The 26,120-nt window shown below is 42.0% G+C and carries 18 protein-coding genes; 12 read left to right on the forward strand and 6 right to left on the reverse strand.

Going from position 1 to position 26,120, the window contains the following annotated elements:
• Positions 1 to 19 precede the first annotated feature (19 nt).
• A complete protein-coding gene (gene cysS, locus H6G18_RS13175) occupies positions 20 to 1,480 on the reverse strand; it encodes a cysteine--tRNA ligase (protein WP_190407555.1) in 1,461 nt (486 codons plus the stop codon).
• Positions 1,481 to 1,653: 173 nt separating this feature from the next.
• Here cysS and H6G18_RS13180 point away from each other — a divergent pair, with 173 nt between their 5' ends.
• The 4 genes from H6G18_RS13180 (at position 1,654) to H6G18_RS13195 (ending at position 4,974) form a co-directional block, all read left to right on the forward strand.
• Positions 1,654 to 2,781 carry a CobW family GTP-binding protein gene (locus tag H6G18_RS13180; RefSeq protein WP_190407556.1) on the forward strand — a complete coding sequence of 376 codons (1,128 nt, stop codon included), beginning with the start codon at positions 1,654 to 1,656 and terminating at the stop codon, positions 2,779 to 2,781.
• An 80-nt stretch (positions 2,782 to 2,861) separates the two neighbouring features.
• Positions 2,862 to 3,314, forward strand: coding sequence for a D-aminoacyl-tRNA deacylase (dtd, locus tag H6G18_RS13185; protein WP_190407557.1), 453 nt, complete (start codon positions 2,862 to 2,864; stop codon positions 3,312 to 3,314).
• A gap of 215 nt (positions 3,315 to 3,529) precedes the next feature.
• Positions 3,530 to 4,300: a pentapeptide repeat-containing protein gene (locus H6G18_RS13190; RefSeq protein ID WP_190407610.1), complete on the forward strand. Its 771-nt coding sequence runs from the start codon at positions 3,530 to 3,532 to the stop codon at positions 4,298 to 4,300.
• A 53-nt stretch (positions 4,301 to 4,353) separates the two neighbouring features.
• Positions 4,354 to 4,974 carry a TenA family protein gene (locus H6G18_RS13195; protein WP_190407558.1) on the forward strand — a complete coding sequence of 207 codons (621 nt, stop codon included), beginning with the start codon at positions 4,354 to 4,356 and terminating at the stop codon, positions 4,972 to 4,974.
• Between the two features lie 20 nt (positions 4,975 to 4,994).
• On the opposite strand, the gene H6G18_RS13200 is transcribed toward H6G18_RS13195, so the two are convergent.
• Positions 4,995 to 6,602 (reverse strand): glycosyltransferase family 39 protein, encoded by a 1,608-nt coding sequence (locus H6G18_RS13200; RefSeq protein ID WP_190407559.1) that lies wholly within the window; start codon positions 6,600 to 6,602, stop codon positions 4,995 to 4,997.
• Positions 6,603 to 6,687: 85 nt separating this feature from the next.
• Entirely contained in the window at positions 6,688 to 7,926 is a 1,239-nt protein-coding gene (locus tag H6G18_RS13205) for a glycosyltransferase (RefSeq protein ID WP_190407560.1), read from the reverse strand.
• A gap of 583 nt (positions 7,927 to 8,509) precedes the next feature.
• Here H6G18_RS13205 and ilvD point away from each other — a divergent pair.
• The 3 genes from ilvD to H6G18_RS13220 all read left to right on the forward strand — a co-directional run bounded on the left by ilvD (position 8,510) and on the right by H6G18_RS13220 (position 15,230).
• On the forward strand, positions 8,510 to 10,198 hold the full coding sequence (gene ilvD, locus H6G18_RS13210) for a dihydroxy-acid dehydratase (RefSeq protein WP_190407561.1): 1,689 nt from the start codon (positions 8,510 to 8,512) through the stop codon (positions 10,196 to 10,198).
• Positions 10,199 to 10,518: 320 nt separating this feature from the next.
• Positions 10,519 to 14,322, forward strand: a complete 3,804-nt coding sequence (locus H6G18_RS13215; protein WP_277875588.1) for an ExeM/NucH family extracellular endonuclease — start codon at positions 10,519 to 10,521, stop codon at positions 14,320 to 14,322.
• A 173-nt stretch (positions 14,323 to 14,495) separates the two neighbouring features.
• Positions 14,496 to 15,230, forward strand: a complete 735-nt coding sequence (locus H6G18_RS13220) for a hypothetical protein (RefSeq protein ID WP_199311678.1) — start codon at positions 14,496 to 14,498, stop codon at positions 15,228 to 15,230.
• On the opposite strand, the gene H6G18_RS13225 is transcribed toward H6G18_RS13220, so the two are convergent.
• Together H6G18_RS13225 and H6G18_RS13230 are read right to left on the reverse strand one after the other, a co-directional pair.
• Complete coding sequence (locus H6G18_RS13225) at positions 15,227 to 16,369, reverse strand: NAD(P)/FAD-dependent oxidoreductase (protein ID WP_190407563.1); 1,143 nt, start codon at positions 16,367 to 16,369, stop codon at positions 15,227 to 15,229. The two genes, H6G18_RS13220 and H6G18_RS13225, sit on opposite strands and share 4 nt — an antisense overlap.
• Positions 16,370 to 16,461: 92 nt before the next feature.
• Positions 16,462 to 16,761, reverse strand: a complete 300-nt coding sequence (locus tag H6G18_RS13230) for an RNA recognition motif domain-containing protein (protein ID WP_190407564.1) — start codon at positions 16,759 to 16,761, stop codon at positions 16,462 to 16,464.
• 1,058 nt (positions 16,762 to 17,819) lie between these two features.
• Between H6G18_RS13230 and topA the strand changes: the two genes are divergently transcribed.
• The 5 genes from topA to H6G18_RS13255 all read left to right on the forward strand — a co-directional run bounded on the left by topA (position 17,820) and on the right by H6G18_RS13255 (position 25,264).
• Positions 17,820 to 20,465 carry a type I DNA topoisomerase gene (gene topA / locus H6G18_RS13235; protein ID WP_190407565.1) on the forward strand — a complete coding sequence of 882 codons (2,646 nt, stop codon included), beginning with the start codon at positions 17,820 to 17,822 and terminating at the stop codon, positions 20,463 to 20,465.
• A gap of 286 nt (positions 20,466 to 20,751) precedes the next feature.
• Positions 20,752 to 20,874, forward strand: a complete 123-nt coding sequence (locus tag H6G18_RS13240) for a DNA topoisomerase I (RefSeq protein ID WP_190407617.1) — start codon at positions 20,752 to 20,754, stop codon at positions 20,872 to 20,874.
• A 25-nt stretch (positions 20,875 to 20,899) separates the two neighbouring features.
• A complete protein-coding gene (gene aroQ / locus H6G18_RS13245; RefSeq protein ID WP_190407612.1) occupies positions 20,900 to 21,343 on the forward strand; it encodes a type II 3-dehydroquinate dehydratase in 444 nt (147 codons plus the stop codon).
• Positions 21,344 to 21,521: 178 nt separating this feature from the next.
• Positions 21,522 to 22,457, forward strand: coding sequence for an ADP-ribosylglycohydrolase family protein (locus H6G18_RS13250; RefSeq protein WP_190407566.1), 936 nt, complete (start codon positions 21,522 to 21,524; stop codon positions 22,455 to 22,457).
• Between the two features lie 173 nt (positions 22,458 to 22,630).
• Positions 22,631 to 25,264: an HD family phosphohydrolase gene (locus H6G18_RS13255; RefSeq protein WP_190407567.1), complete on the forward strand. Its 2,634-nt coding sequence runs from the start codon at positions 22,631 to 22,633 to the stop codon at positions 25,262 to 25,264.
• A 10-nt stretch (positions 25,265 to 25,274) separates the two neighbouring features.
• Here the strand turns inward: H6G18_RS13255 and H6G18_RS13260 are convergent, their stop codons facing one another.
• Positions 25,275 to 25,925: a TetR family transcriptional regulator gene (locus H6G18_RS13260; RefSeq protein WP_190407568.1), complete on the reverse strand. Its 651-nt coding sequence runs from the start codon at positions 25,923 to 25,925 to the stop codon at positions 25,275 to 25,277.
• Positions 25,926 to 26,120: the final 195 nt, after the last annotated feature.

Consider the following 26,120-nt stretch of genomic DNA (forward strand, 5'->3'; position numbering starts at 1 on the left):
AATTCAAAATTCCATAAATTTAATTTCTATGCCAACGCGTACCTTGGGGGCTATCAATTAAGGTAATACCTTGAGCTTGCAATTCGTTACGGATGCGATCGCTTTCGCCAAAGTTTTTGGCTTTTCTTGCTTCCTGTCTTTGTTGAATCAAGGCTTCAATTTCTTGCTCACTCAAACCTACTTGTGTCAATGTTTCAGTATCCGGTGTGACTTCTAAACCCAAAACTTTACCTAAGGTAATCAAGGTATTCCATTGGCGTTGGAGTTCATCTGCTGGGGTTTTAGTACTTCCTTCATGAACAAGAATATTACCCTCACGGCGGAGTTCTTTAGCTAATTCAAACAATACCGCCAACCCACCAGAGAAATTAAAATCATCATCACCTAATTCTTGAAAGCGGGCGACGAGTTCGGGAATAATCTCAGATTCTTTACCCCAACCCAGTTTCTCGCCGTATTGATAGCCAAAGAGTAGCCCTTCCTTGAGAGTTTTCCAGCTATTTTCCGCGTTAGCGATCGCTTCTTCTGTAAAATCTAAAGGCTTGCGATAATGTGCTTGCAAAACAAACAATCTTACAGCCATTGGGTTTACAGGGTCGCCTTTCCAGCTACCAACTCCATCCAATAATTCTCTAATGGTGATGAAATTCCCCAGGGATTTCGACATTTTCTGACCATTCACCATTACCATGCCATTGTGTGTCCAGTAACGCGCCAATGGCTTATTCATAGCTGGTTCTGACTGAGCAATTTCATTTTCATGGTGAGGAAAAATCAAATCACCACCACCACTATGAATATCAATTGTCTGTCCTAGCTGAGAACGAATCATGGCAGAGCATTCAATATGCCACCCTGGACGACCTTGACCCCAAGGAGAATCCCACGCTGGTTCCCCTGGCTTTGCCGCCTTCCACAAGGCAAAATCAAAAGGATGTTGCTTTTTGGGTTCTGAATCTTCCCCATCTACCCGACCGCTAGCACCAGCTTGCATTTGTTCCAGTTCTCTACCAGAAAGTTTGCCATAACTAGGAAAGCGTTCTACGCGGTAATACACGTCTCCAGCGACAGCGTAAGCCAGACCTTTTTGTTCTAAAATTTGAATTAATTCATGAATTTCGGGAATATGCTCCGTGGCGCGGGGATACTCATCCGCATCCATGACATTTAAGCGGCGGATATCTGCGAAATAGGCATCGATAAAGCGGTTACAAAGCGCCTCCATCGTTAAACCTTGTTCTTTGGCACGGTTAATAATTTTATCGTCAATATCGGTAAAATTTTGAATGTAGCGAACCTCAAAACCGCGCCAAATCAGATAACGCCGAATTGTATCCCAAACGATATAAGAACGTGCATGACCCAAATGGCAATAATCATAAACTGTCACGCCGCAGCAATACATCTTAACCTTACCCGGCTCTACGGTTTCAAACGGTTCTTGGCGACGGGTGAGGGTATTGTAAATGGTTAGGGTCATAACACAGTAACTTAGAATAGATACGCAATAATAGGGTAAAGCAGCTGGACAGATAATCCAGCATCCCTATGCTAGTGTTTTCTGGACTATCTACGCTACCATTTTGCCGTTCTGCTCGAAAGCAGCTGCTCTGAAACTTCTCTCGTATCTTCTAATTTTGCGATCATATTGCTATGCAATCAGCAGTTACCTCTAATTCTCAACCTATGGATGCCCCCAAACAAGGAATGCCAGTCACGATTATCACTGGATTTCTCGGTAGTGGCAAGACAACTTTACTAAATCATATTCTCACCAATCAACAGGGACTAAAAACCGCCGTTTTGGTAAATGAATTTGGAGAAATCGGCATTGACAACGAGTTAATCGTTTCCACTGATGAGAATATGGTGGAACTGAGTAATGGTTGTATCTGCTGCACTATTAATAATGACTTAGTTGATGCCGTATACAAAGTTTTAGAACGGGAAGAAAAGCTAGATTACTTAGTTGTGGAAACAACTGGACTAGCAGACCCCCTACCAGTAGCCCTAACCTTTTTGGGTACAGAACTACGGGATTTAACTCGGTTGGATTCGATTATCACTGTAGTGGATGCAGCCAATTACAGTTTAGATTTATTCAACTCTCAAGCAGCTTATAGCCAAATTGCCTATGGTGATGTAATTCTGTTGAACAAGACAGATTTGGTGGATGAAGCCAGCTTGAATGACTTGGAAAGAAAAATCAATGAAGTCAAAGAAGGTGCGAGAATTTTAAGGACGAAGCGATCGCAAGTTCCCCTTCCCTTAATCTTAAGTGTAGGTCTATTTGAGTCGGACAAGTACTATGATGCAGCCGACGACCATAGTCATGACCATCACGACCATGACCATGACCATTCAACTTGCGGTCACGACCATCACGACCATGACCACGACCATTCAACTTGCGGTCACGACCATCATGACCATGACCACCATCACCACTCCGACCATTTAGAAAACGATGGTTTCACATCTATATCTTTCCAATGTGATAAACCATTATCCATTCGCAAGTTTCAGTATTTTCTCGATAACCAGCTACCCACAAACATTTTCCGCGCCAAGGGTATCATGTGGTTTGATGAAAGTCCCAAGCGTCACATTTTCCACCTGTGTGGTAAACGCTTCACTTTAGATGATGAGGAATGGAAAGGTGAACCAAAAAACCAATTAGTATTAATTGGGCAAAATTTAGATCGAGAAATCTTACTGACTCAGTTAGAAAACTGTGTTTGTCTCCCTTCTACCAGTCGTGGTCAAGGTTTTGGGAAATAATCATTAGTCATTAGTCATTAGTCATTAGTCATTGGTGATTAAAATGACTAGTGACTAATAATAAAGGATAAATGATTGCTATGCGCGTTGTTATTCAGCGAGTAAAATCATCTCAAGTTATTGTTAATGGTGAAGTTGTTGGCAAAATTGGCCGAGGATTAAACTTACTAGTGGGTATTGCCGATACTGATACAGATACCGAACTCGAATGGATAGCACGCAAATGTTTAGAGTTACGCCTGTTTCCCGATGAAGACGGTGGGGACAGATGGCAGAAATCTGTCCAAGAAATTGGTGGTGAGTTATTAGTGGTGAGCCAGTTTACTCTTTACGGAGATTGTCGCAAAGGTCGCCGTCCTTCCTTTGACCGTTCAGCTACTCTCTCACTAGCTGAAGAATTGTATAACTGCTTTGTCACCAAGTTACGAACTAGTGGTTTACAAGTAGAAACAGGGAAATTTGGAGCCATGATGCAAGTTACCCTGGAAAATGACGGCCCCGTAACTTTGATACTAGAGCGAGAAGCTGAGTAAATTACTCTGTGTCGTCGGTTTATTTAAATACAAAGACGCGGAGAATACAGAGGTAAGAAATCTCTACATTTAACTCAATCTATAAGTATTGTTAATAGTTAAATTAGGTCGGTCTATACGGAGGGCAAACGGCTCAAATGACTCATATCATAAGCTGAAGTATAAATTTGCTTGAGCCTGTTCGAGTACTGAGCAGAAAATATCGGAAATTGATGATGAAAAACTTAATTTTTATCGCTACTACTTTTATAACCACTATTAGTCTCACCAATATTGCCCAAGCGGCAAATCAAGAACATATTAGACAGTTATTGGCGACTAAACAATGTCAAAACTGTGACTTAAGTGGTGCTGGCTTAGTCATGGCTGACTTATCTGGAGGTAATTTAAGTGGTGCTAACCTTGCAGGTGCAAATTTGAGCCGTGCAAACTTAGCTGGTGCTGATTTGCGGGGTGCAAACTTAAGCGGTGCGGGTTTATTTGGAGTGAATTTAAGTGAAGCCAAACTTGGCGGGGCAAATTTAGCTGGTGCTGATTTAAGAGGTACGTTTTTAAGTAATGCAGAATTTACTGGTGCATATTTGCAGGGAACTAACTTTCAAGGTGCAGTGGGAATACCACTACAAATTGCCTCACCAGACGAATTCTATGCTTGGGGTGTAGCAGAAGCACAAAAAGGCAATCAACAGCAAGCTATTAATTATTTTAACCAAGCGATCGCTGCTAAACCAGAATACGCAGGAGCATATCTAGCTCGTGGTGTTGCTCGATACCAACTGTTTGATCGGCAAGGTGCAGCCCAAGATGCTCAAATAGCCGAAAAACTTTTTACATCTCAAGATAACGCTACGGGAATACAAACATCCCAGGCTTTTATCAAAGAATTACAAACACCATATACAGAAAAAGTCAGTGCTGGTAGACCCAGTTTTTTCGACTTTTTAGGAAGTCTAGGTTCAGTCTTGCTACAGTTCTTATCATTTTGAGTGCTGAGTCTTGAATTTTCGTATATTCTAATTACGAATTACAAATTATTTTAATGACCCTATCTACAGAACTTTGGACAGCCAACCAAGACTTAGTAGAAGCTTGCCTGGAGCATCCTTTCGTTCGAGGTATTGGTGATGGTAGTCTGGAGAAGGAAAAATTTGCTTATTATGTAGGACAAGATGCTTTTTTCTTAGAAGCTTTTGCCCGTGCTTACAGTATTGCTGCTGCCAAATCACCAGATTGGGTTGGTTTTACCACATTTCACGCTTTGGCTGGTGGTGTGTTGGCAGAACTGCGGTTACATGAAAGCTATGCAGCAAAATGGGGAGTCGATTTACACTCTGTGCAACCAGGAGTAGCCACCCGTCGCTATACTGATTTTTTGTTAGCGACTGCTTGGGGTGGCGATGTGGGTTTAACTGCTGCGGCTATGTCTCCTTGTATGCGTTTGTATGCTTTTTTGGGAGAACAGTTAGCTATTAATGGTATTCCTCATCATCGTTATGCTGACTGGATTCGCACTTACAGTAGCGGAGATTTTTTACCATTGGCACAACAATTAGAGGGTTTAGTAGAAAATTATGCTACTGCTAATGCCTCAACTCATTCAACTTATCGCTATGCTATGTTCTGTGAGAGGGAATTTTTTGAAGCAGCTTGGATGATTTAATAATCTATGTGATGACTCAACTATAACTTTGACGTATCTTTGAGTTTATTTGATATTGTTTTTTCCTTATTTAAAGGCTGAGATTTTTCAAACAATAAAACCTCAATTTTTTGACTAAAGTAACGATGATTTACGAGAGCCATATTTTGACTAATTTCTGCAATTAATATGTTTTGTGGATCTTCAAATTTACGGTTTCTAATAACTACCAAAACTCTATTAAATTCTTGAATAATATGATTTAATTTGTTGCTTGTTATTTCTGTGATTCGTGTATGGGGTAAGCGCGGTATATTGAATTTCCAGCGCCTTAAACCGTACTGAGTGATTGGCAATGATGGTTGAAAATAATATTGAAATGCCGCGTCTATAGTACTGGGAAATAGTAAGACCATATCATCTGGTTTAGCCAGAGATATTACATAAGTGGCTACTTGATTCCAAGCTTCTTTTTTATACTGTTTATAATAGCTTCCTGTAAAGTAAATTTGCATAGTTAGTAAAATTGCCAATGCTACAGATATTAATGATTTTTTACGCAATTTTAATACACCAGCAGCAATAATCAAGAATGAAGGTATGGTAGTCCAGATAAAAATCCTAGTTATGAAAATTGGTTTCCATAAACTAATTAAAAATGCTAGAAAAAGAGTACCAATACTCAATGCTAGAGTAAGGATTATTTTTATTGGTTGATGTCGCCAATACCAGATTCCCAAAGATGCTAAGGCAACAATAATTAACAAATAATATTCACTAGAGTAAAGTTCAGTTAGAGTTCTAAAAAAAGTACCCAGAGTTGGGGTAGAAATCCAAAAACTACTAAGAGTTACTAACGCCTGCTTTAATATTTTGGGAATCCACCAAGACCAGAGAAGTAGCGGTATGCAGTTAGCAAGAATCCAATTGACGAAAAATATCCTGTTAAATTTACCAGTTGTTAACCACCAAACACAAGCAATAATGTTAGCTATAATTAATAGCAATACTGCTGTGTTGTGGCAATAAAGGTCGATGGAAACACCAATTATATAGGCTATCCAAGATAAATCAGCGACTAATTGTTGAGATTTATCTGAATTAATAAAATTATGAGATTGAAAGCTGTAAATTAAACCTTTACCAATTATTATTTTAGCTTGAAAAGGATGTGTAAATAGATACGCTAAACCCAGAATTGACAATGTAGCAGCTGTACCCATCAACCCATAAGCTCTTACTTCCTGACTATATTGAATATTAATAGTTGAAGTTGCTAGTAATGCTGATGCAATCAATCCTAGCCAATGACCACCTAATATTCGACCTACACCATACAATAGTGGAATAGTTATGGTAGAAATAATAGCTGAAAAGCTGCGTAAAGCTATTTCTGATTGTCCGAAAATTAACCAGAAATGTTGTAGTGTATAGTAAAGTGGTGGGTTTGTTTCCCTTATAGCGTCTTCACCCCAAAGCTGAGAAAGTGGCATTTGTGCAAACCGCCAAGTAGCTGCTTCATCTACCCAAAGTGGCTCTTTTCCTAAATTATGAAAGCGAAGAATTGCACCCAACATAGTGATGGCTATGACAGCAATGTAGGGTGAATTAATGGCACTTTGAAATCGATATCTGTATTGATGATTCATTCCCAACAATTATATTTATCAAAAAAATATAACGAAAAGTATATTTATCACTTTCCGTTACAAGAAAATAGCTAAAACAAATTTTTTATTTGACTTGAGTGACTCGCCAACTCAGTCGCAAGTTAACCCAGAAGTTCCAAACAGTAGCTATAGCGATCGCAATTAGGTTGGCAATATAGCGGTTGGGAATGAGATAATTAAACACGATGTTTAATATCAATACATTCAGCACCACCCCCGCAAGGCAAACAATATTAAATTTCAAAAATCGCTTCAAACGTTGATGCCAATGTTGTTGCTGCATAGACACGTCTGCAAATGTCCAAGCATCATTCCAGAGAAAGTTATTGAAAATGGCAATTTCCGAGGCAATAATTTTACTGCGGGTTAGCGGCCAGGCTAGTGTTGTTGGGTCACTTAATAGATAAAGTAGCACCATATCTACAAATACCCCACTCAATCCCACTAAACCAAAGCGGATAAATCTATCGAGGGGAAAGCTGTGATTAATTTTTTGCAGTCTGCCGGTGGAGACTCGCAAGCGAATTAAATGGCGGATGTAATCTATATATTGCTTCCAAGTAACTTTGCTTTCACCTTCTTGGCGTTCGCAGAATACATAACCTACTTCTGCAATCTCACCGACTTTACCCCGCCCAATTACTTCTAATAAAATTTTGTATCCTACAGGATTAAAGGTGGCATTGGTAATACAGTTACGACGTACCATAAAATAACCACTCATGGGGTCTGATACTCTACCCAAGACTCTTGGTAGAATAACTAGTCCTAATAATTGCGCCCCACGAGACAAAAAACGTCTGATAAAACTCCAGCTACTCACGCCACCCCCATCTACGTGACGACTGGCTACTGCTAAATCTGCTCCCCTGTGAATTGCACGCAAAAGTTCCTGTAATACATGGGGTGGATGCTGCAAATCTCCATCAATTACCCCTAAAATACTACCCCTAGCAGCTTGCCACCCACGAATTACGGCTGTAGACAGTCCTCTTTCCTCCTGTCGTCGCATTACCCGTAACTGTGGATATTCTCCTATTAAAGATTGAGCTACTTCCCATGTACCATCTGGGCTATCATCATCTACAACAATTAGTTCGTAATCTCCTGGGATAAACTCATCCAGTATCTGACTTAATATCTCAACCACATTTTTAACATTTCCACTTTCTTTATAAGTAGGAATAATGAGAGAAAACTGGATGGATTGATCGGTAACACCCGAATTACTAGGTGGAAACTCAGGGACTTGTAAATTACCTGCGGGTACTGGCAACAATGACTGAGTTCTGTTGATGCTCATTAGAATTCAGGTGGTAGAAGATTCTTTTATGAGATTAACTGTATCTGATGAAGTATGCCTGAATAAGAAAATAATCTTTATGAAATCTTGATATCTTTTTTGGTTAAATCAGCTATTCTAGATAGCATTTTTATCTACTGATGTCTAAATCTTACTGGCTCAAATACATATAAGCGTTAGATTCATTTGTTGATGCCGTTGAACAGCAAGTATGTTTTCATTATTTAAATTTTTCTACAATTTGCCATTTGCATGATTGACAAATACTCATATGTATGGGTAGACTCACATTCTCCCCATGATTAAAAATATCTATCTCCTTGTGGGTGGATATTTTGTCAATCGCAACTAATCAGTGAACAGTTCTCAATAACAACTGGTGGCCGAATAGGGAGATGAGGCGTTAAACCAGATCAAAAACAACTGACAAACATAGCGCAGTAAAATTCTTCATCTATACTACTTGTGGTGGAAGATAGATAAATTTTCCCGAAAGAAGGATGCAAGTTAGGGCATCATCTGCATGAGAAAATACAGGTAATACAATCGCAACAAAAGCGATGAAGGCGCTGAAGGAAAAAAGATGTCGGAGAACTTGAGAAGTAAGTTTATCACACAAGGGGTGCAGCGATCGCCTAATAGAGCAATGCTGCGGGCAGTTGGTTTTCAGGACGCAGATTTTACCAAAGCTATTGTCGGTGTTGCCAATGGTTATAGCACCATAACCCCTTGTAACATGGGGATAAATCAACTGGCACAAAGAGCAGAAGTTGGTATAAAAAATGCTGGTGCAATGCCGCAAATATTCGGCACAATTACCATTAGTGATGGTATTTCGATGGGAACGGAAGGGATGAAATATTCCCTAGTGTCACGAGAAGTAATTGCTGACTCAATTGAAACCGTCTGTAATGGGCAAAGTTTGGATGGGGTGATTGCCATTGGTGGCTGTGATAAGAATATGCCAGGGGCAATGATTGCGATCGCTCGGATGAATATTCCTGCTATTTTTGTTTATGGTGGGACAATTAAACCAGGACACTACAACGGTAAAGACTTAACCGTAGTCAGTTCTTTTGAGGCTGTGGGTGAATACAGCGCCGGTAAAATTAACGAAGATGAACTATTAGCAGTCGAACGCAGTGCTTGTCCTGGTGCTGGTTCCTGCGGTGGGATGTACACAGCAAATACGATGTCATCTTCCTTTGAAGCGTTGGGGATGAGTTTACCCTATTCCTCGACAATGGCAGCTGAAGACGAAGAAAAAGCCGATAGCACGGAAGAATCAGCCAAGGTATTAGTAGAGGCGATTCGCCATCAACTGTTACCCAAGCAGATTATCACCCGTAAATCTATCGAGAATGCTATATCTGTAATTATGGCGGTTGGTGGTTCCACCAATGCCGTACTGCACTTTCTAGCGATCGCTCGTGCCATTGGTGTAGAACTAAATCTAGATGATTTTGAAACTATCCGTGGTCGTGTACCCGTTTTGTGTGACTTGAAACCAAGCGGTAGATATGTAGCGACAGACTTGCACAAAGCCGGGGGGATTCCCCAGGTCATGAAAATGTTACTTGTGCATGGTTTACTCCACGGAGATTGCATTACCATCACAGGTAAAACCATTGCCGAAGTCTTAGCAGATATCCCAGAAGAACCATCTCCCAACCAAGATGTAATTCGCCCTTGGAATAACCCCATGTATGCCCAAGGTCACTTGGCTATACTTAAAGGTAATCTGGCAACAGAAGGCGCTGTAGCCAAAATTACTGGGGTGAAAAAGCCAGTCATTACCGGGCCAGCCAAGGTATTTGAATCGGAAGAATCCTGTTTAGATGCAATTTTGGCAGGTAAGGTTAAAGCTGGTGACATTTTGGTTATCCGCTACGAAGGCCCCAAAGGCGGCCCTGGTATGCGGGAAATGTTAGCTCCCACCTCGGCTATTATCGGTGCAGGTTTAGGTGACTCTGTAGGGTTAATTACCGATGGCCGCTTCTCCGGTGGTACTTACGGGATGGTAGTAGGACACGTTGCACCAGAAGCAGCCGTTGGTGGTGCGATCGCTCTTGTGGAAGAAGGTGATAGCATCACAATTGATGCCGATGCACGCCTGTTACAGTTAAACATTACCGATGCAGAATTAGCCAGTCGTCGAGCCAATTGGCAACCCCGCCCACCCCGATATACGAAAGGCATACTGGCAAAATATGCCAAGTTAGTTGCTTCTAGTAGTGTTGGTGCAGTCACAGATTTAGATTTGTTTGCCTAGATGATTGAGCTATGAGCGTGTCATACCAATTTCGGGTGAGTAATTTCAAGGATTTAGATCAATCCAGAAATTCTCAATAATATTACTCAGCTTAATTGAGTACCAGTTGTCAACTAACTATATATAGAAACTCCGTCCTTGTATGGGTGGAGTTTTTTTATTTTATGAGTATTTTTGCTGAAAAATCTTTAATAAATGCTTAATGATTTTACCTTCTCCTAGTATGTTCTTAACCTTGCTTCAGTAAATTTCTAGTGCTTGTTTACACGATTAAAGTTACTGCCCACTAAATTTTTGTCGATAAGAAAACTTGCTCGCTTTTGTCAACAAGCCAAGCTATGGCTGGCTGCTGGGAACCATTACTTACTAACAGAAACATGGCAAATATTAATACTCTAGGGATAGCTGTAACTGAGAATTTTGATACATTAGCTAATACTGGTACTAGCTCTATTCTACCTAGTGACTGGGTATTTACTGAGTCAGGAACTAATGCAAATACAACCTATACAGCAGGTACTGGTAGCTCTAATGCTGGCGATACATACAGCTTTGGTGCTGCTGGAAGTACAGACAGAGCGCTTGGTACATTGCAATCAGGTAGTCTAATACCGACATTTGGTTCTAGCTTCACCAATAACACAGGTGCTACTATCACTACACTCGATATTGCTTACACTGGTGAGCAGTGGCGCTTAGGAACAGCAGGCAGAAGCGATAGACTAGATTTTCAATACAGCTTAGATGCTACTTCTTTGACAACGGGAACATGGATTGATGTTGATACGCTCGACTTCACAACACCCAATAGTGCTGGAACAGTAGGACTAAGAAATGGTAATGATCCTGCGAACAGAACAGCAGTAAGTGCTTCTATTACTGGTTTGTCTATTCCATCAGGTACAACTTTTTGGATTCGCTGGAATGACTTTAATGCTAGTGGTGCAGATGATGGTTTAGCAATTGATGACTTTTCTCTGACAGCACTGAATGAAACAGTGACACCAATTCCTGGTATCACCTTAATTGAGTCTGGTGGTAGCACTAATGTTACTGAAGGTGGGGCAACAGATACCTACACTATCGTGCTGAACACCAAGCCTACAGAAGATGTTACAGTTACCATTACCTCTGACTCTCAAACCACAACTAATGCTACTACCCTCATCTTCACACTTGATAACTGGAATACACCCCAAACCGTTACTGTTACAGCAGTTGATGATGATTTAATAGAAGGCACACATAGCAGTGTTATTACTCACACAGTCAGTAGTAACGATACTAACTACAACGGAATCAACCTTGACTCAGTTACTGCAACTATCACCGATAATGATGTTTCTCTCTCCATTACCAAAATTCATCAGATTCAAGGTAGCGGTGCAGCCTTTGACTCTAACTTTGGTGGTATTCGCACAATTGAGGGGATTGTAGTTGCAGCTTTCCCTGGTGTTTCTGGTCTCAATGGTTTCTTCGTCCAAGAAGAAGATGCAGATACCGATAATGACCCTACAACCTCTGAAGGTATCTTTGTTTTCGACCCCATAGGACGGTTTTCTGGTAGCGTCGGTGATAAAGTCCGTGTGACTGGAACGGTGAGTGAGTTTACCAGTAGCAGTGGTGGTAACAATAGCAGCCTTACCCAATTATCTCAAGTTAGTAGTGTGGTTAACTTGGGTGCAGACATACTACCTACAGCTACTAACATCCAGTTTCCTGTAACTAGTGTGGCAGACTTGGAACGCTACGAAGGGATGCTGGTCAATGTCAGTGCTGCGAGTGGTGATTTAACTGTCACTGAACATTTCCAACTAGGTCGTTTTGGTCAGGTTGTGCTTTCGTCTACTGGTGCTAGTGACCAACCTGGTACAGATGGGAGACTAGAACAATATACCCAATTTAATGACCCCAGTGTTGCTGGCTACTCTGCTTATTTACAAGAGATTGCCACACGAAGGATTATCTTAGATGACGGTAGAGGGACGCAAAACCCAGAACCAATTGTCTTTGGTCGTGGTGGTGAACCTTTAAGCGCTACTAATACCTTACGCGGTGGCGATACAGTTGCTACCATCACTGGCGTTTTAGACCACCGTTTTGAAGGGTATCGTGTCCAAACCTCAACAGGTGTAGACTTTACACCAGCGAATCCCCGCCCAACAACCACCCCAGATGTCGGCGGTACACTAAAAGTTGCCAGCTTTAACGTTCTAAACTACTTCAACGGTGATGGTACTGGTAGCGGCTTTACTAGTCCTGAACAACGGGGTGCTGAAAACCTAACTGAGTTCAACCGTCAGCGTGATAAAACAATTGCTGCCATCCTGGGATTAAATGCTGATGTTGTCGGTCTGATTGAAATCGAAAATGATGGTTACGGTGCAAACAGTGCTATCCAAGATTTAGTCAACGGACTGAATGCGATCGCTGGTGCTGGTACTTATGCCTTTATTGATCCGGGTTTACCTCGGTTAGGTACAGATGCGATCGCTGTTGGTTTTATCTACAAACCTGGTAGTGTCACCCCAGTAGGTGCAGCCGCCACCGTCCCTGATGACTTTGGTCAAGCTGCATTTGATAACAATAACCGTAAACCCTTAGCCCAAACTTTCCTGCAAAACTCCACCGGCGAACAATTCACAGCCGTCATCAATCACTTTAAATCGAAGGGTTCGAGTTCTGGAAATCCTGGTGATGCTGATGCTGGTGACGGTCAAGGTTTATCCAATGGTACACGCACCCGTGCATCTGAAGATTTGGCAGCATGGTTAGCCACAAATCCCACAGGTACTACTGACACAGATTACCTGATTATGGGCGACATCAACGCCTACTCCCAGGAAGACCCAATTAGGGCTTTGGAAAATGCCGGATACACTAACCTCGTACCCAACACTTCCTACTCATTTGTTTTCAATGGTCAATGGGGTTCTTTAGACCATGCTTTAGCCAATGGTTCTTTAGTATCACAAGTCACTGACGCTGCCAAGTGGCATATTAATGCTGATGAACCCAATGTTCTCGATTACAACACCAACTTCAAGTCAACAACACAGATCAACAGCTTATACAATGATGATCCTTTCCGTTCATCAGACCATGACCCAGTAGTTGTAGGGTTGAACTTAAATACTGCCCCTACCGCCGTCCAAGACATCGCCATTACCGATGAAAATACTGCCGTTAATGTTGATGTTTTGGCTAATGACAGTGATTTCAATAATGATTCTTTGCAAATCACGCTAGTCTCTATACCAGCTAATGGTATTGCCGTTATCAACGACAATGGTACACCAAGCAACTTTGCTGATGACTTTATTGTTTACACCCCAGATATGGGCTACGTCGGTAATGATAGCTTCACTTATACCATCAGTGATGGTAAGGGTGGCATTGCAACAGCATCTGTGAGCGTCTCTGTCCATGCTGTTGGCGGTGGCTTTATTGGGACTCCCGGTGACGATAACCTCATAGGTACCAATAACAATGATATTATCCGGGGTCTGGGTGGCAATGATACCTTGAGAGGTGGTAACGGTAACGATACCTTGTATGGTGGCGATGGTGATGACGTGCTGTCAGGAGGAAATGGTAATGATATTCTCTACGGTGGTAGGGGTAATGATACCTTACTAGGTGGTAACGATAGTGACATCCTCTATGGTGATGACGGTAACGACTACCTCGATGGTGGTAATGGTAATGACACCTTATATGGTGGTGCTGGCAATGATACTTTAATTGGTGGTAACGGTAACGATCTGCTAGTCGGTAGTCAAGGATTCGATATATTGACTGGTGGTAACGGTAGCGATCGCTTCTATTTAAGCGATACTCGTACTGGAGAATTTGACACTATTACCGACTTGAGAGTCGGGCAAGATACAATCTTGCTTTCCCTCTCAGAGTTTGGACTAAACCAAGCCTTGGGTACACTTGACCCCAGTCTATTCCGTCTTGGTAGTAGTGCAGTAACAGCAAGCGATCGCTTTATCTATGACAATACTACAGGCGAACTATTCTTTGATGAAGATGGTATTGGCAGTGCAGCCAAAGTTCAGATAGGTTTGTTATCGAATCAAGCAGCACTCACGAGTAGCGATATTACTGTGATTGCATAGCAGTCTTATCTGATTCGTCAGTATCAAGATTTTCCAACCCCCAACTTTTTTAAGAAGTTGGGGGTTTTGTGATCAAATTGTTCATACTTGCTTTTGTCTTGCCATAGCTTTTGCCAAAATAGAAATGAAGATATCTTACTTGATAAAAGATAACATCGCCAATAGATACCAATATGCCCATAAAAGTTCTACAAAATTGGCAAACAACACCAGAGTTTGTTAACCAAAGCGTTCACTCTGTTGTTGATTCAGCACAGCAACTTGGTCAATCTTTACAAGAAACTGCTACCCAAACGACAGATAAAGCAGTTCGTGTAGTGACTACAACAATTGATCACGCTAAAGGTTACTTAGATCAAAATTTGCAAGCGGCTGATCAATTTAAGAGTACAACATCAACAGCAATGCAAACAGCGATCGCTTCCTCTGTAAATGATTTGCTAGTACAACATCCTACATTTTTGCGGTTGTTGCAAATATTAGGTTGGGCAACCAATCACCCAATTATCAGTTTGGTAATTTTGCTATTTATTATAGCTTTTATCTGGAGCATTATTAAAGCAATTATGCGCTTGATTGAAACTGCTAGTTGGTCAATTTTCCAAGTACCATTAAAACTAATTCAGGGTTTAATTAAAGTTGGCATCTTCTCTTTTAGTAAAGTTGGTACTTTCGCTATACAAAAAATCAATAATTATCAGACAATAAATGATGAATCACATTTTTCTGTTAGTAATAATCAAATTATTTTTCCAGACAAACAGCAAAGATTAAACGAAATTTTTCAACGATTAGAAGCAATTCAACAGGAGCAAAGAGAGCTTTTACAAGAGGCTAAAAAGCTAATTCCTTCAGATACCATCGAGATAACTCTTCCAGAAGTAAAATTTACTCGCAGTCAAATCTAAAAATTGGAAATTTGGTTAATAATTTCATCTTCTGCACCAGCTAAAAATTGAGCAAAGCGCTGTGCCAAAGGTGGTATAAAAACTAGGGGATTGCTAAAACCGGAAAAAATATTAACGCCTGCAAATTCTGGAACAGCACCAATCACAGATAATCCATTACTACTAAATGCTACTAAACAATGATGCCAATTCCCTGGTAAATTTCCCAAAGCTGGTAAAATTTGACTGATACTTTGACGCAACCAATTTTCACTCTCTTCAGGATTTACAAAAGCATCGGTATCTGTAAGCACACGACTAATTTGACCCAAGCGTAAACTTCCATCTAAAAACTGAATTGCACCCACGTCTAATATTGGTGATATTAGCTGATTATCGGGTTCATCCCACAATTCATCAACTTTAGTAGAAGCAGATTCTAATTTAAATCTCTGCAAATTAGATGGCATCACTAAAGTATTTAATCGCAAATCAACAGGTGGAATTTCAATTATTTCTGCATGGGTAAAATACACCCTAATTGGAATACCCACCGATTTGAGTAGCTTGCGGCTGAGTCCACCAGCGCAAATTACTACATTAGCACCGTCATAGTTTGCAGTAGTTGTTTTAACACCACCTGACATTACTTGCAATACTTCACCTATCTGCAACTCACCGCCAGCACGCAAAAAGCCTCGAATATAGGCTTGTGCTGTGTTTTGCGGATTAATATGACCATGTTTGACAGTTAAAGCACCTGCAATTGCTGCTGGCTTGAGCAGTGGTTCTAACTCACAGGCTTCTTTTACAGTGAGTAAACGTGGTGGTACTGCACACTGAGCATACGATGCTGCCGTGGTTTCTGGGTCACTGTCCGCAGAAATTGTCAGTAATAAATCTAATTCCCGCAGTTCAATATCAGCGTCTAACTCTTGAGACAGGATATTGTAGCGATCGCGTGCCTCCTGGCATAATTGACGAGTAAGCTGGGTACTACCAGACCAATAGGCAAGTCCACCATAACTGTAACGAGTAGCATTCTGGGGTACAGCATCTTTTTCTAATAAAAGTACACTAAAGCCTGTTTTCACTAATTCATAGGCGAGTGCAGCACCTGCAATTCCACCACCAACCACAATCCAGTCGTAAGTTTTCATATAAAAAGCAGATTAGTTAATTACTAATCTGCTGATTATGGGATGATTTGTTTTTAACAAAAACTAAATTTTCTTAAGACTTAATATTGACTTTAGTAGCCACTATTATTTCTTCCCCAACTACCACCACCGGAGCGAGCGCCTCTCTCTTCCCGTGGACGAGCCTTATTAACTTTCATTGCACGCCCCATCCATTCGGCACCATCTAGCGCTTGAATGGCAGCATCTTCTGCGTCTGATGATTCCATTTCTACGAAACCAAAACCGCGAAGCCGTCCGGTTTCCCTGTCTGTGGGTAACTGAACGCGTGTGACGGCACCATACTCGGAAAATACTTTAGTAAGGTCGTCTTGAGTGACGTTGTAGGACAGATTCCCTACGTATATTGACATGAAACTCTCCAGAATCCATTGATGCAGAGATGTTTATCCGGAGAGCCGCTTGCAATTATTACTAAAAACAAGATACTTATCACCGAACTCAACTTCTCCAATTATGATATTATCACATTTTCATGATTCGTAAAGCATAAATGGGCATTTTTATGCTGAAATATGGTATAATGCAAGACTTTTTATCTAAAAACTTAGTTTGTGCAACGAAAATTTTCTGGAGCGATTCCCCAATCATCTACTGAATCACTCTACGGGCTGATTGGATTTGAGGTGGAACCTGTAAAACGTGAATGAATTTTGTGCTGGGGCAAGTCATTTTTAACAAGTAGGTTGCCTCAATATCAATGGGGTTGTCAATCTGCAAAAGGGTATATTCTGCTTAACTATCTCAATAGGGACATCCAAAAGTGAGATGGCATTGCTGAATCAAGGGATGATTCTTGTAGAGTAGGCAAGATGCCCAGCCGATAAATACAATTTTTCCTAAGTTAATTGAGGTATCATTTCTCCAGTAACTTCTCCCATCGGTAATAAATAGCCTCGCCTAAAAAAACTCTTACATAAGTTTTGCTTCTAGTGCTAAGTACCAACCACACTTCGATTTTTCTCTCAAGTTTGGTTTAATTTTGGCACAGGATATTGGCTACTAGCAAAAGGGCAGAGGAGCAAGGTAAAGGGGGAAAGGGGAAATCTTTTTGTATGCAAGTTGCTCCCGCTATCTCCCACATCTTCCTCATCTCTCTCTACTCCCCTACCTCTTGCCCTTTCCCAAAGCTAGGGTATCGTTGTATTAAACTCGCAGCCTATTTTGAAAACTCTAGTCGCCAATTGTGCGTTTGATAAGTTAAAGATGGAAATAGCTGGAAATTCCATCAGCATTCTTCTAACATATCCTCTAGAAAGGACTACACCCGAAGTTTGAAGGATTTTCAACCCAACAGACAATCTTGATGAGGCTCAATCTCAAGCAATCGTGACGTTTCATCTTGACATTTCGTCGAAAGTACCCCAACTTGACTGTTTAGCTTCACAGCTATTCTTTTTTTTGAAATTCCATGTCAACTCTCGTCATTGTCGAATCTCCAACCAAAGCTCGTACCATTCGCAACTACCTGCCAAAAGACTATCGGGTAGAGGCGTCGATGGGTCATGTGCGTGACCTACCCCAGTCAGCTAGTGAAATTCCCGCCAATGTTAAAGGGGAAACATGGGCGCAGCTTGGGGTAAATGTGGACGCTGACTTTGAACCCGTGTATGTTGTTCCCAAAGACAAAAAGAAAGTTGTCACCCAGCTCAAAGAAGCGCTGAAAGATGCTGATGAACTGATTCTGGCAACTGACGAAGACCGGGAAGGCGAAAGCATTAGTTGGCATTTATACCAATTACTGAAGCCAAAAGTGCCGACAAAGCGGATGGTGTTTCATGAAATTACCCAAGAAGCCATCAAAAAAGCTTTAAAAGACTGTCGCAATATTGATGAGCAGCTAGTTCGCGCCCAAGAAACACGGCGGATTTTGGATCGCTTGGTGGGCTATACCCTCTCCCCTCTATTGTGGAAAAAAATCGCCTGGGGATTATCTGCGGGACGAGTACAGTCTGTAGCGGTGCGACTGCTGGTAAACAAAGAACGCCAACGCCGCGCCTTCCATGAAGGTACATACTGGGATTTAAAGGCATACCTGGAGCAAAATAAAAGCCCATTTACCGCCCAGTTAATCAACCTAGCAGGCACGAAAGTGGCGACTGGGAGCGATTTCGATGCTTCTACTGGTAGAATTACCGCCGGACGCAATGTAGTGCTGCTGAGTGAAACAGAAGCAGTCGCCCTCCAAGAAAGGCTCACTGGTAAACCTTGGAATGTCTCAGAAGTAGAAGAACGTCCCGTGACGCGCAAACCCGCGCCACCCTTTACCACTTCGACATTGCAGCAGGAATCTAACCGCAAACTGCGCCTTTCAGCACGGGACACCATGCGGATTGCCCAGAATTTGTACGAGCAAGGGTACATTACCTATATGCGTACAGATTCGGTACATTTGTCAGAACAGGCGATCGCAGCTGCTCGTAGTTGTGTAGAACAACTATACGGCAAACAATATCTCAGTCCCCAGCCCCGGCAATACACCACCAAATCTAAAGGCGCACAAGAAGCCCACGAAGCCATTCGTCCGGCTGGTAGCAGCTTCCGCACCCCCCAAGAAACCGGTTTAAGTGGTCGAGAACTTGCCCTTTATGATTTGATTTGGAAGCGTACTGTCGCCTGTCAAATGGCTGACTCTCGCCAAACCCAAATTACCGTGCAGTTGCAAGTTGAAGACGCTGGTTTCCGCTCTTCCGGTAAGCGGATTGATTTCCCTGGATATTTACGCGCCTACGTTGAAGGTTCCGATGACCCAGAAGCGGCTTTGGAAGACCAAGAGGTAATATTACCCAGCCTGAAAGTTGGGGATCATCCAGATTGTCAAAATATCGAAGCAGTTGGTCACGAAACCCAACCTCCAGCTAGGTACACCGAAGCGACCCTCGTCAAAACCCTAGAAAGTGAAGGTATTGGTCGTCCTAGTACCTACGCCAGCATCATTGGCACAATTATCGATAAGGGTTACTCCCAACTGGTGAATAACGCTCTCATCCCCACCTTTACTGCTTTCGCCGTCACTGACCTCTTGGAAAAAAACTTCCCTGATATCGTCGATCCCAGCTTTACCTCCAAAATGGAGCAAACTTTGGATGATATTGCTGATGGTGAAGCGGAATGGCTACCCTACCTACGGGAATTTTATCTAGGGGATAAAGGACTGGAAACTCTGGTTAAAGAACGAGAAAGCCTAATTGATGCAAGCCAGGCCAGAACTGTAGAACTAGAAAACTTAGATGCTAAAGTCCGTATTGGTAAATATGGGCCTTACATTGAAGTGGAAAATGGTGATGGTATAGTTACCGCCTCCATTCCCAAAGATTTAACACCAGCCGACCTCGACCCTAAACAAGTTGAAGTAATCCTCCGACAAAAAACTGTCGGGCCAGACCAACTAGGCCGTCATCCCGAAACTGGTGAACCAATTTACGTGAAAATTGGCGCTTACGGGCCTTACGTCCAGTTGGGTGATAAATCAGATGAAAACCCCAAACCCAAACAAGCTTCTCTACCCAAGGGTGTTACTCCAGAAAACGTCACCTTAGAGACAGCTATTGGTCTTTTGGCATTACCCCGGACGTTGGGAACACATCCTGACACTGGCGGCAAAATTCAAGCTAGTTTAGGGCGTTTTGGTCCTTACGTCGTCCATGACCAAGGTAAAGAAGGTAAAGACTACCGTTCTCTCAAAGCAACTGATAATGTCTTAACAATTTCTTTAGAAAGAGCGCTAGAATTGATTTCCGAACCAAAAAAGAGCCGTGGTTCTACTAGTAGCAAGTCAAAAGCCGCTTTACGGGAATTAGGTACACATCCAGATGATGATGCACCAATAAATATCTACGACGGCCCCTATGGGCCTTATATCAAGCACGGTAAAACAAACGTAGGTCTTCCTGAAGGTACATCAGTTGAAGATGTAACACTAGCTACAGCCCTGGAATTACTAGCCTCTAAAGCGTCAACTGCTAAAACTACACGCAAAACTAGTAAAACCACTACTACTAAATCTAAATCAACTGCGAAATCGTCCAGCGCTGCTACGAAAAAAAAGGGGGCATAAGTCAATAGTCCATAATAAACAGTCCAAACTAATGACTCTTGACCATCCTTGGATGCAGTCTGATAGGTTGCTAATGTGATACTCTAAAAAGTAAGGGAGATAACAACACGAAAATTTTAAAATTAGCCTGCGGCTGCAATACCAAAATATGTGTCAGTCCAGTTGTAGGCCAGAGGTGCAAAATTACGCCAGTTTCTGCGTAGCTGTTAGTCAAAATTGAGGTAGTATCTCAGGAGCGGTCAGTTTAATGGACTATATAGAAAAGGTACTGGAAAAGCTGAAAGAATTGGCCCGCAAGCTTATTGAGTCTCTGTTAGGGCCAGAAGCAGAGCAGGAACCGGAACTGATTCCGATTCCTGTAAACGATCGCCACCGGCGGGGCGTAGCCCATCGCTCGCGTCGTCGCTAGAAGCCTGAAGGTACGAAAATTGACAGTGCAACCTCTAAGTATTTTGGTGCTGCATGGGCCAAACCTAAATTTGCTGGGACAAAGAGAACCAGGAGTTTATGGCTCTACAACTTTGGCTGAGATTAATAGCTTATTGGCAGAAGCAGCGCTAAAGTTACAGGCAAAAGTGTTTCCCCTACAGTCAAATCATGAAGGAGTGTTAGTGGATGCTATTCATGAGGCTTTGGGGAAATATCAAGGCGTTTTGATAAATGCGGGAGCCTATACCCATACTAGTGTGGCCTTACGAGATGCGATCGCTGCTGTAAATTTACCTACAGTAGAAGTCCATCTCAGCAACATCTATCGTAGAGAAGAGTTCCGCCATCATTCTTACATCGCCCCAGTGGTTATCGGTCAAATTAGTGGTTTTGGTGTGCAGAGCTACCTTTTGGGTTTACAAGCTTTGGTGGAGCATTTGCGGAAATGAAAGGGATATAGCTTTCTGCCAAGTGGGAAAATAACTGTTATTTATTGCACAGTGTGTGCCAGTCGTCAAGTTGTTGAAAAAGTGCGTTGTAGTAGCTGGTATCAGCACTTTCCCATTCAAAAAAGTTAAAAGTAAAAAGGTGGAATAACTTGCTTTTAACTTTTAACTTGTAAAGATTATGCGCTACTCGCTGGTTAGTAGGTTCAGGGGTGTTTTACTTGGAGGAGTATTAGGGGAAAGTTTAGCTAAGGGAGGGGAAAAAAATTGCCGTGAGGCTTATCCTAACTTCGCGGGTGCTATTACTCCTGGTGCTGAAAGTTTGATTACCCTGGGAAAGTTAGATTTAGATAATTGGCTGACACGTTATCAAAAAGAATTTATCACTTCGCCTGTAATCTCAAGTATTACAATAAAAAGAATTTTTGCCTCAATCCCCTTGGCACTGTTTTTTCACGAAAATCCAGTTAAACTGCGCCAAAATTGCCTGGGAGTATTAAAAAGCTGGGACGATGACCCAATTATTCGTGATATTACACTGGCATTGGGGTATGCGATCGCTCAATCACTCACAGAAAAGCTACAACCCCAAACCCTCATTCCTCAAATCATCTCTTTTATTGGAGAAACTCAGACATTACTCCCACAAAAATTATTAATAATACACAAACTTTTAGAACAGAGGGCTGGATTAGAAAGATTACAAGCTGAGTTGAGTAGAGAAGAAGAACTTTCTCATGCTGTTGCTGTGGCATTTTACTGCTTTCTTGGCACTTTAGAAGACTTTCGTTTTTCAGTGTTACATAGCTTGCAACTAGAATCTGTTTACTCACAAACTATCACAACTATTACTGGTGCGTTATCTGGAAGTTATAACAGTACTGTGGGTATTCCTGCTTATTGGCAGATTTCACTTTTACCAACGAACTCAACAGGCAACGAAGAAAGCAACCTCTGGCAAATGCTAGAATTAGCCGATGCCCTTGCGGCAGTGTGGTCAGGAGTGTATAATCTTGCCCTACATCCCCGGGAGGTTCCAAACCCAGGATGTATCATCTCTAATCAATCAGTTCCACTTTCTGTTTATGCAGCGCCTCGCGTCATTCGCGGGCGTTAAAAGTTGGGAATTAGGAGGGATGAGGGAGATAGAAAACAGGGGAGCAGAGAAGAAAACTTACTTAAAAACTCTAAAACTCTACCTTTTTCCCCAGTTCTCACCCTTTTAAAAAATTTGTAAACTTGGAAAAAAGCTGGTTGCGTCAGCTTTTTAGCCTGAGAGACCTAGCAAAAATGGCAAAATCGTTCAAAAATAAGAGTTGGATAGATGCAATAAGTCTGGGTTGGGTGCATGAAAAGCGTTCCTCCGTTGTTTGGGCGATCGCGGTTGTATCACTTACCGGGGTAATGGGTAATAAGTTATACAATCAGCCAAAGCTGAAAATAGGAACTGTTGCACCACAGACAATTAGAGCGCCTTATACTGCTAGTATCGAGGATAAAAAACAAACTGAAAATCAACGCAAAGCAGCTAGTAGAGGATCAACTCAAGTGTTAATGGTCGATGCCAAAATTACGGCACAAATCGACCAAAATTTACAAAAAATTCTGGATCAAGGGAACGAAATCCGCATATCCGCAGGTTCTTTTCCTTTTTATGATACTTCGGTTTTGTCTTTATCTAGCCAGCATTATCTGCGCTCTTGTCCTGACGCAGAATGGCAAATGATGCTGGTTGCTTTAGAAAATACGGGTCAAAAAAAGTTGGGGTTGCACTGGGACAAGCCAGGGCTTAGTACAGTCTCTGTCGCCGATACACTCCGCGTAACCCTGCGGGACGCTTCGCGCAGCTTGCTTCCCCGCAGGGAAGGTAGAGATGACCAAGGACTGTCGGTCGGAGACCAACGCTTACGAAAACAGAAGATTGCACAGAAGTTACTCAATACTAGAACAGAAATCTCTTCGGTATTTCCCTCGCCCAGAGTTTACCCAAGTCAGGAAAGCCAAGTCTGGGCTATCTCTATGGATTCTCATCTCCCAAACAAAAGTTTGTCCTCTGTGGAGTCACAAGGCGTTGAAGTCTCTACAAAAACTGAGTTTATTCAGGCATTAGCAGAACTAGCTACTTATCGTTTCACAACGACTGAGCGAAATTTGTCTTCACTGATCACTCAAATTACTCAAGCTAGGCAAGCTTACGCCCAAGCTAGTGTCCAACTCTTCAGTATAGACACGATCACGACACAGACAATTTACCATGAAACCGTTCTCCTAGAATTGTCAGACGATGAATGGATACAAACACAAAAGGGAATTCGCCAAGGTGCTGAAAGGATTTTAGCCCAAGGTATTCCTATAGGTTTGCCACAAAGCGTTTTGCAAAATGCAGTAAGTCTACAAGTGCAAGCTTTTGTCCCCAAAAATGCCGAATCTTTGGCAACTAAACTGTTATTGTCAGTGCTGCAACCGAATCTGAAGAAAGATGAGGAACAAACCAGAAAATATGCTCAAAAGGCAGCATCTGTTGTTGAGCCTATCTTAATTGAGGTAAAACAAGGCACGATAATTGTGGGTAAGGGTAGAAATATTACCGAATGGGATTTTGAGGTACTAGAGCATTATCAACTGATTAGCCGCGAAAACAACTGGCTAGCTTTGCTGAAGTTAGCAACTATGGTGACAGGAGGAATTTGTCTATTTGCTTTCGTAGAGAAACGGTGTAAATCCCCATTACGCCAACGCGATCGCCTGTTAGTTTTGTTGCTTACCCTCAGTACACCTGGGTTGTTGGCAATGGGTGTATCTTACACTACTTGGGGTGCTGTAGGCTTACTGTTGGGTAGCTTCTATGGGCGGGCGTTGAGTGCAACAGTTATCGGATTACTCGTGTTCATCTTACCCATAAGCATGGAAATCAGCGCCGTTGGACTGTTGGCTGGTGCGGCTGGCGGAATTTTAGGTAGTTACATCGCCCATCGACTGCGATCGCGTGAAGAACTAGCACTTTTGGGTGTGGCGATCGCTGGGACTCAGGGTGGCGTTTACCTGCTGATTAAAGTTTTGATTGGTGCTGCTTTTGGTTCATCCTGGTATCTTATACTCCAAGAAGCAGGGTTATTCACTTTATCTGGGCTGGCTTGGAGTATTGTAGCTTTGGGCTTAAGTCCTTATTTAGAAAAGCTATTTGATTTAGTTACCCCAATTCGATTAGCAGAATTGGCAAATCCCAATCGACCTTTATTAAAACGACTAGCGACAGAAACACCAGGAACCTTTCAACATACACTGTTTGTAGCTACTCTGGCGGAAGCTGCGGCGAAAAAGCTGGGCTGTAATGTGGAATTAGTCAGGGCTGGGACTTTATATCACGATATTGGAAAAATGCACGACCCCTTAGGTTTTATTGAAAACCAAATGGGGGGGCCAAATAAACACGAAACCGAAATTAAAGACCCTTGGAAGAGTGCAGAAATTATCAAAAAGCACGTCAGCGAAGGCTTGGTAATGGCGCGGAGACATCTTCTACCGACAGCGATTCAAGCTTTTATCCCTGAACATCAAGGGACAATGTTGATTGCCTATTTTCATCATCAGGCAGAAGAAATGGCACAAGCTGATCCTACAATTGTCGTGCAGGAATCGGATTTTCGCTACGACGGCCCGATTCCTCAATCGCGGGAAACTGGAATCGTGATGCTAGCTGATGCTTGTGAAGCTGCACTGCGATCGCTCAAGGATGTGAATACTGAACAGGCGTTAACTGTATTAAATAATATTTTCCGCGCCAGATGGCAAGACAATCAACTCATTGATTCAGGATTAACGCGGGAAGAAATGACTGAAATTGCTGAAATATTTGTAGAAGTTTGGCAGCAGTTTAATCATAAGCGGATTGCTTACCCGAAGATGAAGTCTAGTAAAGGGTGATAGGGGAGTGTCAATTCCGCAATACACCAGCCAAGATTAAATTAACCGCTTCTTGTGTATGATTTTTAATCATCTCTGGGCTTAGTAGTTCTACATCTGGTTTAATGTGCTTGAGGTTTTCGTAGGCATTGAAGTAGAAATTACAAACACCGGCAATCTGGAGGGTGACAATAAATGGATCTAACTCCCGAAAACAACCCTCAGCTATCCCTCGTTCTAAAATTTTAATTAAATAGGCGAAATTTTCTTGCCAGTTCCCCAACTGAAAATATTTTCCTTGGTTTTGGTTGGCTTCTTGAAACCATAGCATTCCCCGTTGTGGGTGGGCTGCTTCGTAGGCGATCGCTTCTTTAATTACTATTTTCAAGGCTTCTTCTGGGGATAACTGATCCAGATTTAACTGTTTAAAGCCTTCGTGCATTTCTACGGCTGGGCGTTTGAGAACGGCTTGATATAGTCCTTCCTTACTCTCGAAGTAGTAGTAAATCATCGCTGTGGTGACACCTGCACCTTTGGCGATCGCTTCTGTCCGCGCCCCACTGAGTCCATTTCTGGCAAACTCTGCTTCTGCTGCATCGAGAATCTGCTTTTTCGTCGCCTCAGCATCCCGTACTTGGCGCGGTTTTCTTGATGATAATTTTGATTGCGTTGAACGTCCCACGATTCTCCATCATGCTAACGACAATATCTTAACTAAAAAACTGGTTAATAGTTGACATCAAAGATGAGATTGTTTAAATTAAGATTGTGTTAACTAAAAATTTAATTAATTAACTAAATCATAGAGTAGCTAAAGTAATTTTTTTTAGCTACAAGGTATTTTTTTGCTTTAACTACCATCCATAGTTTATTCATC

This window comes from Anabaena subtropica FACHB-260, assembly GCF_014697105.1.
GTDB lineage: Bacteria > Cyanobacteriota > Cyanobacteriia > Cyanobacteriales > Nostocaceae > Trichormus > Trichormus subtropicus.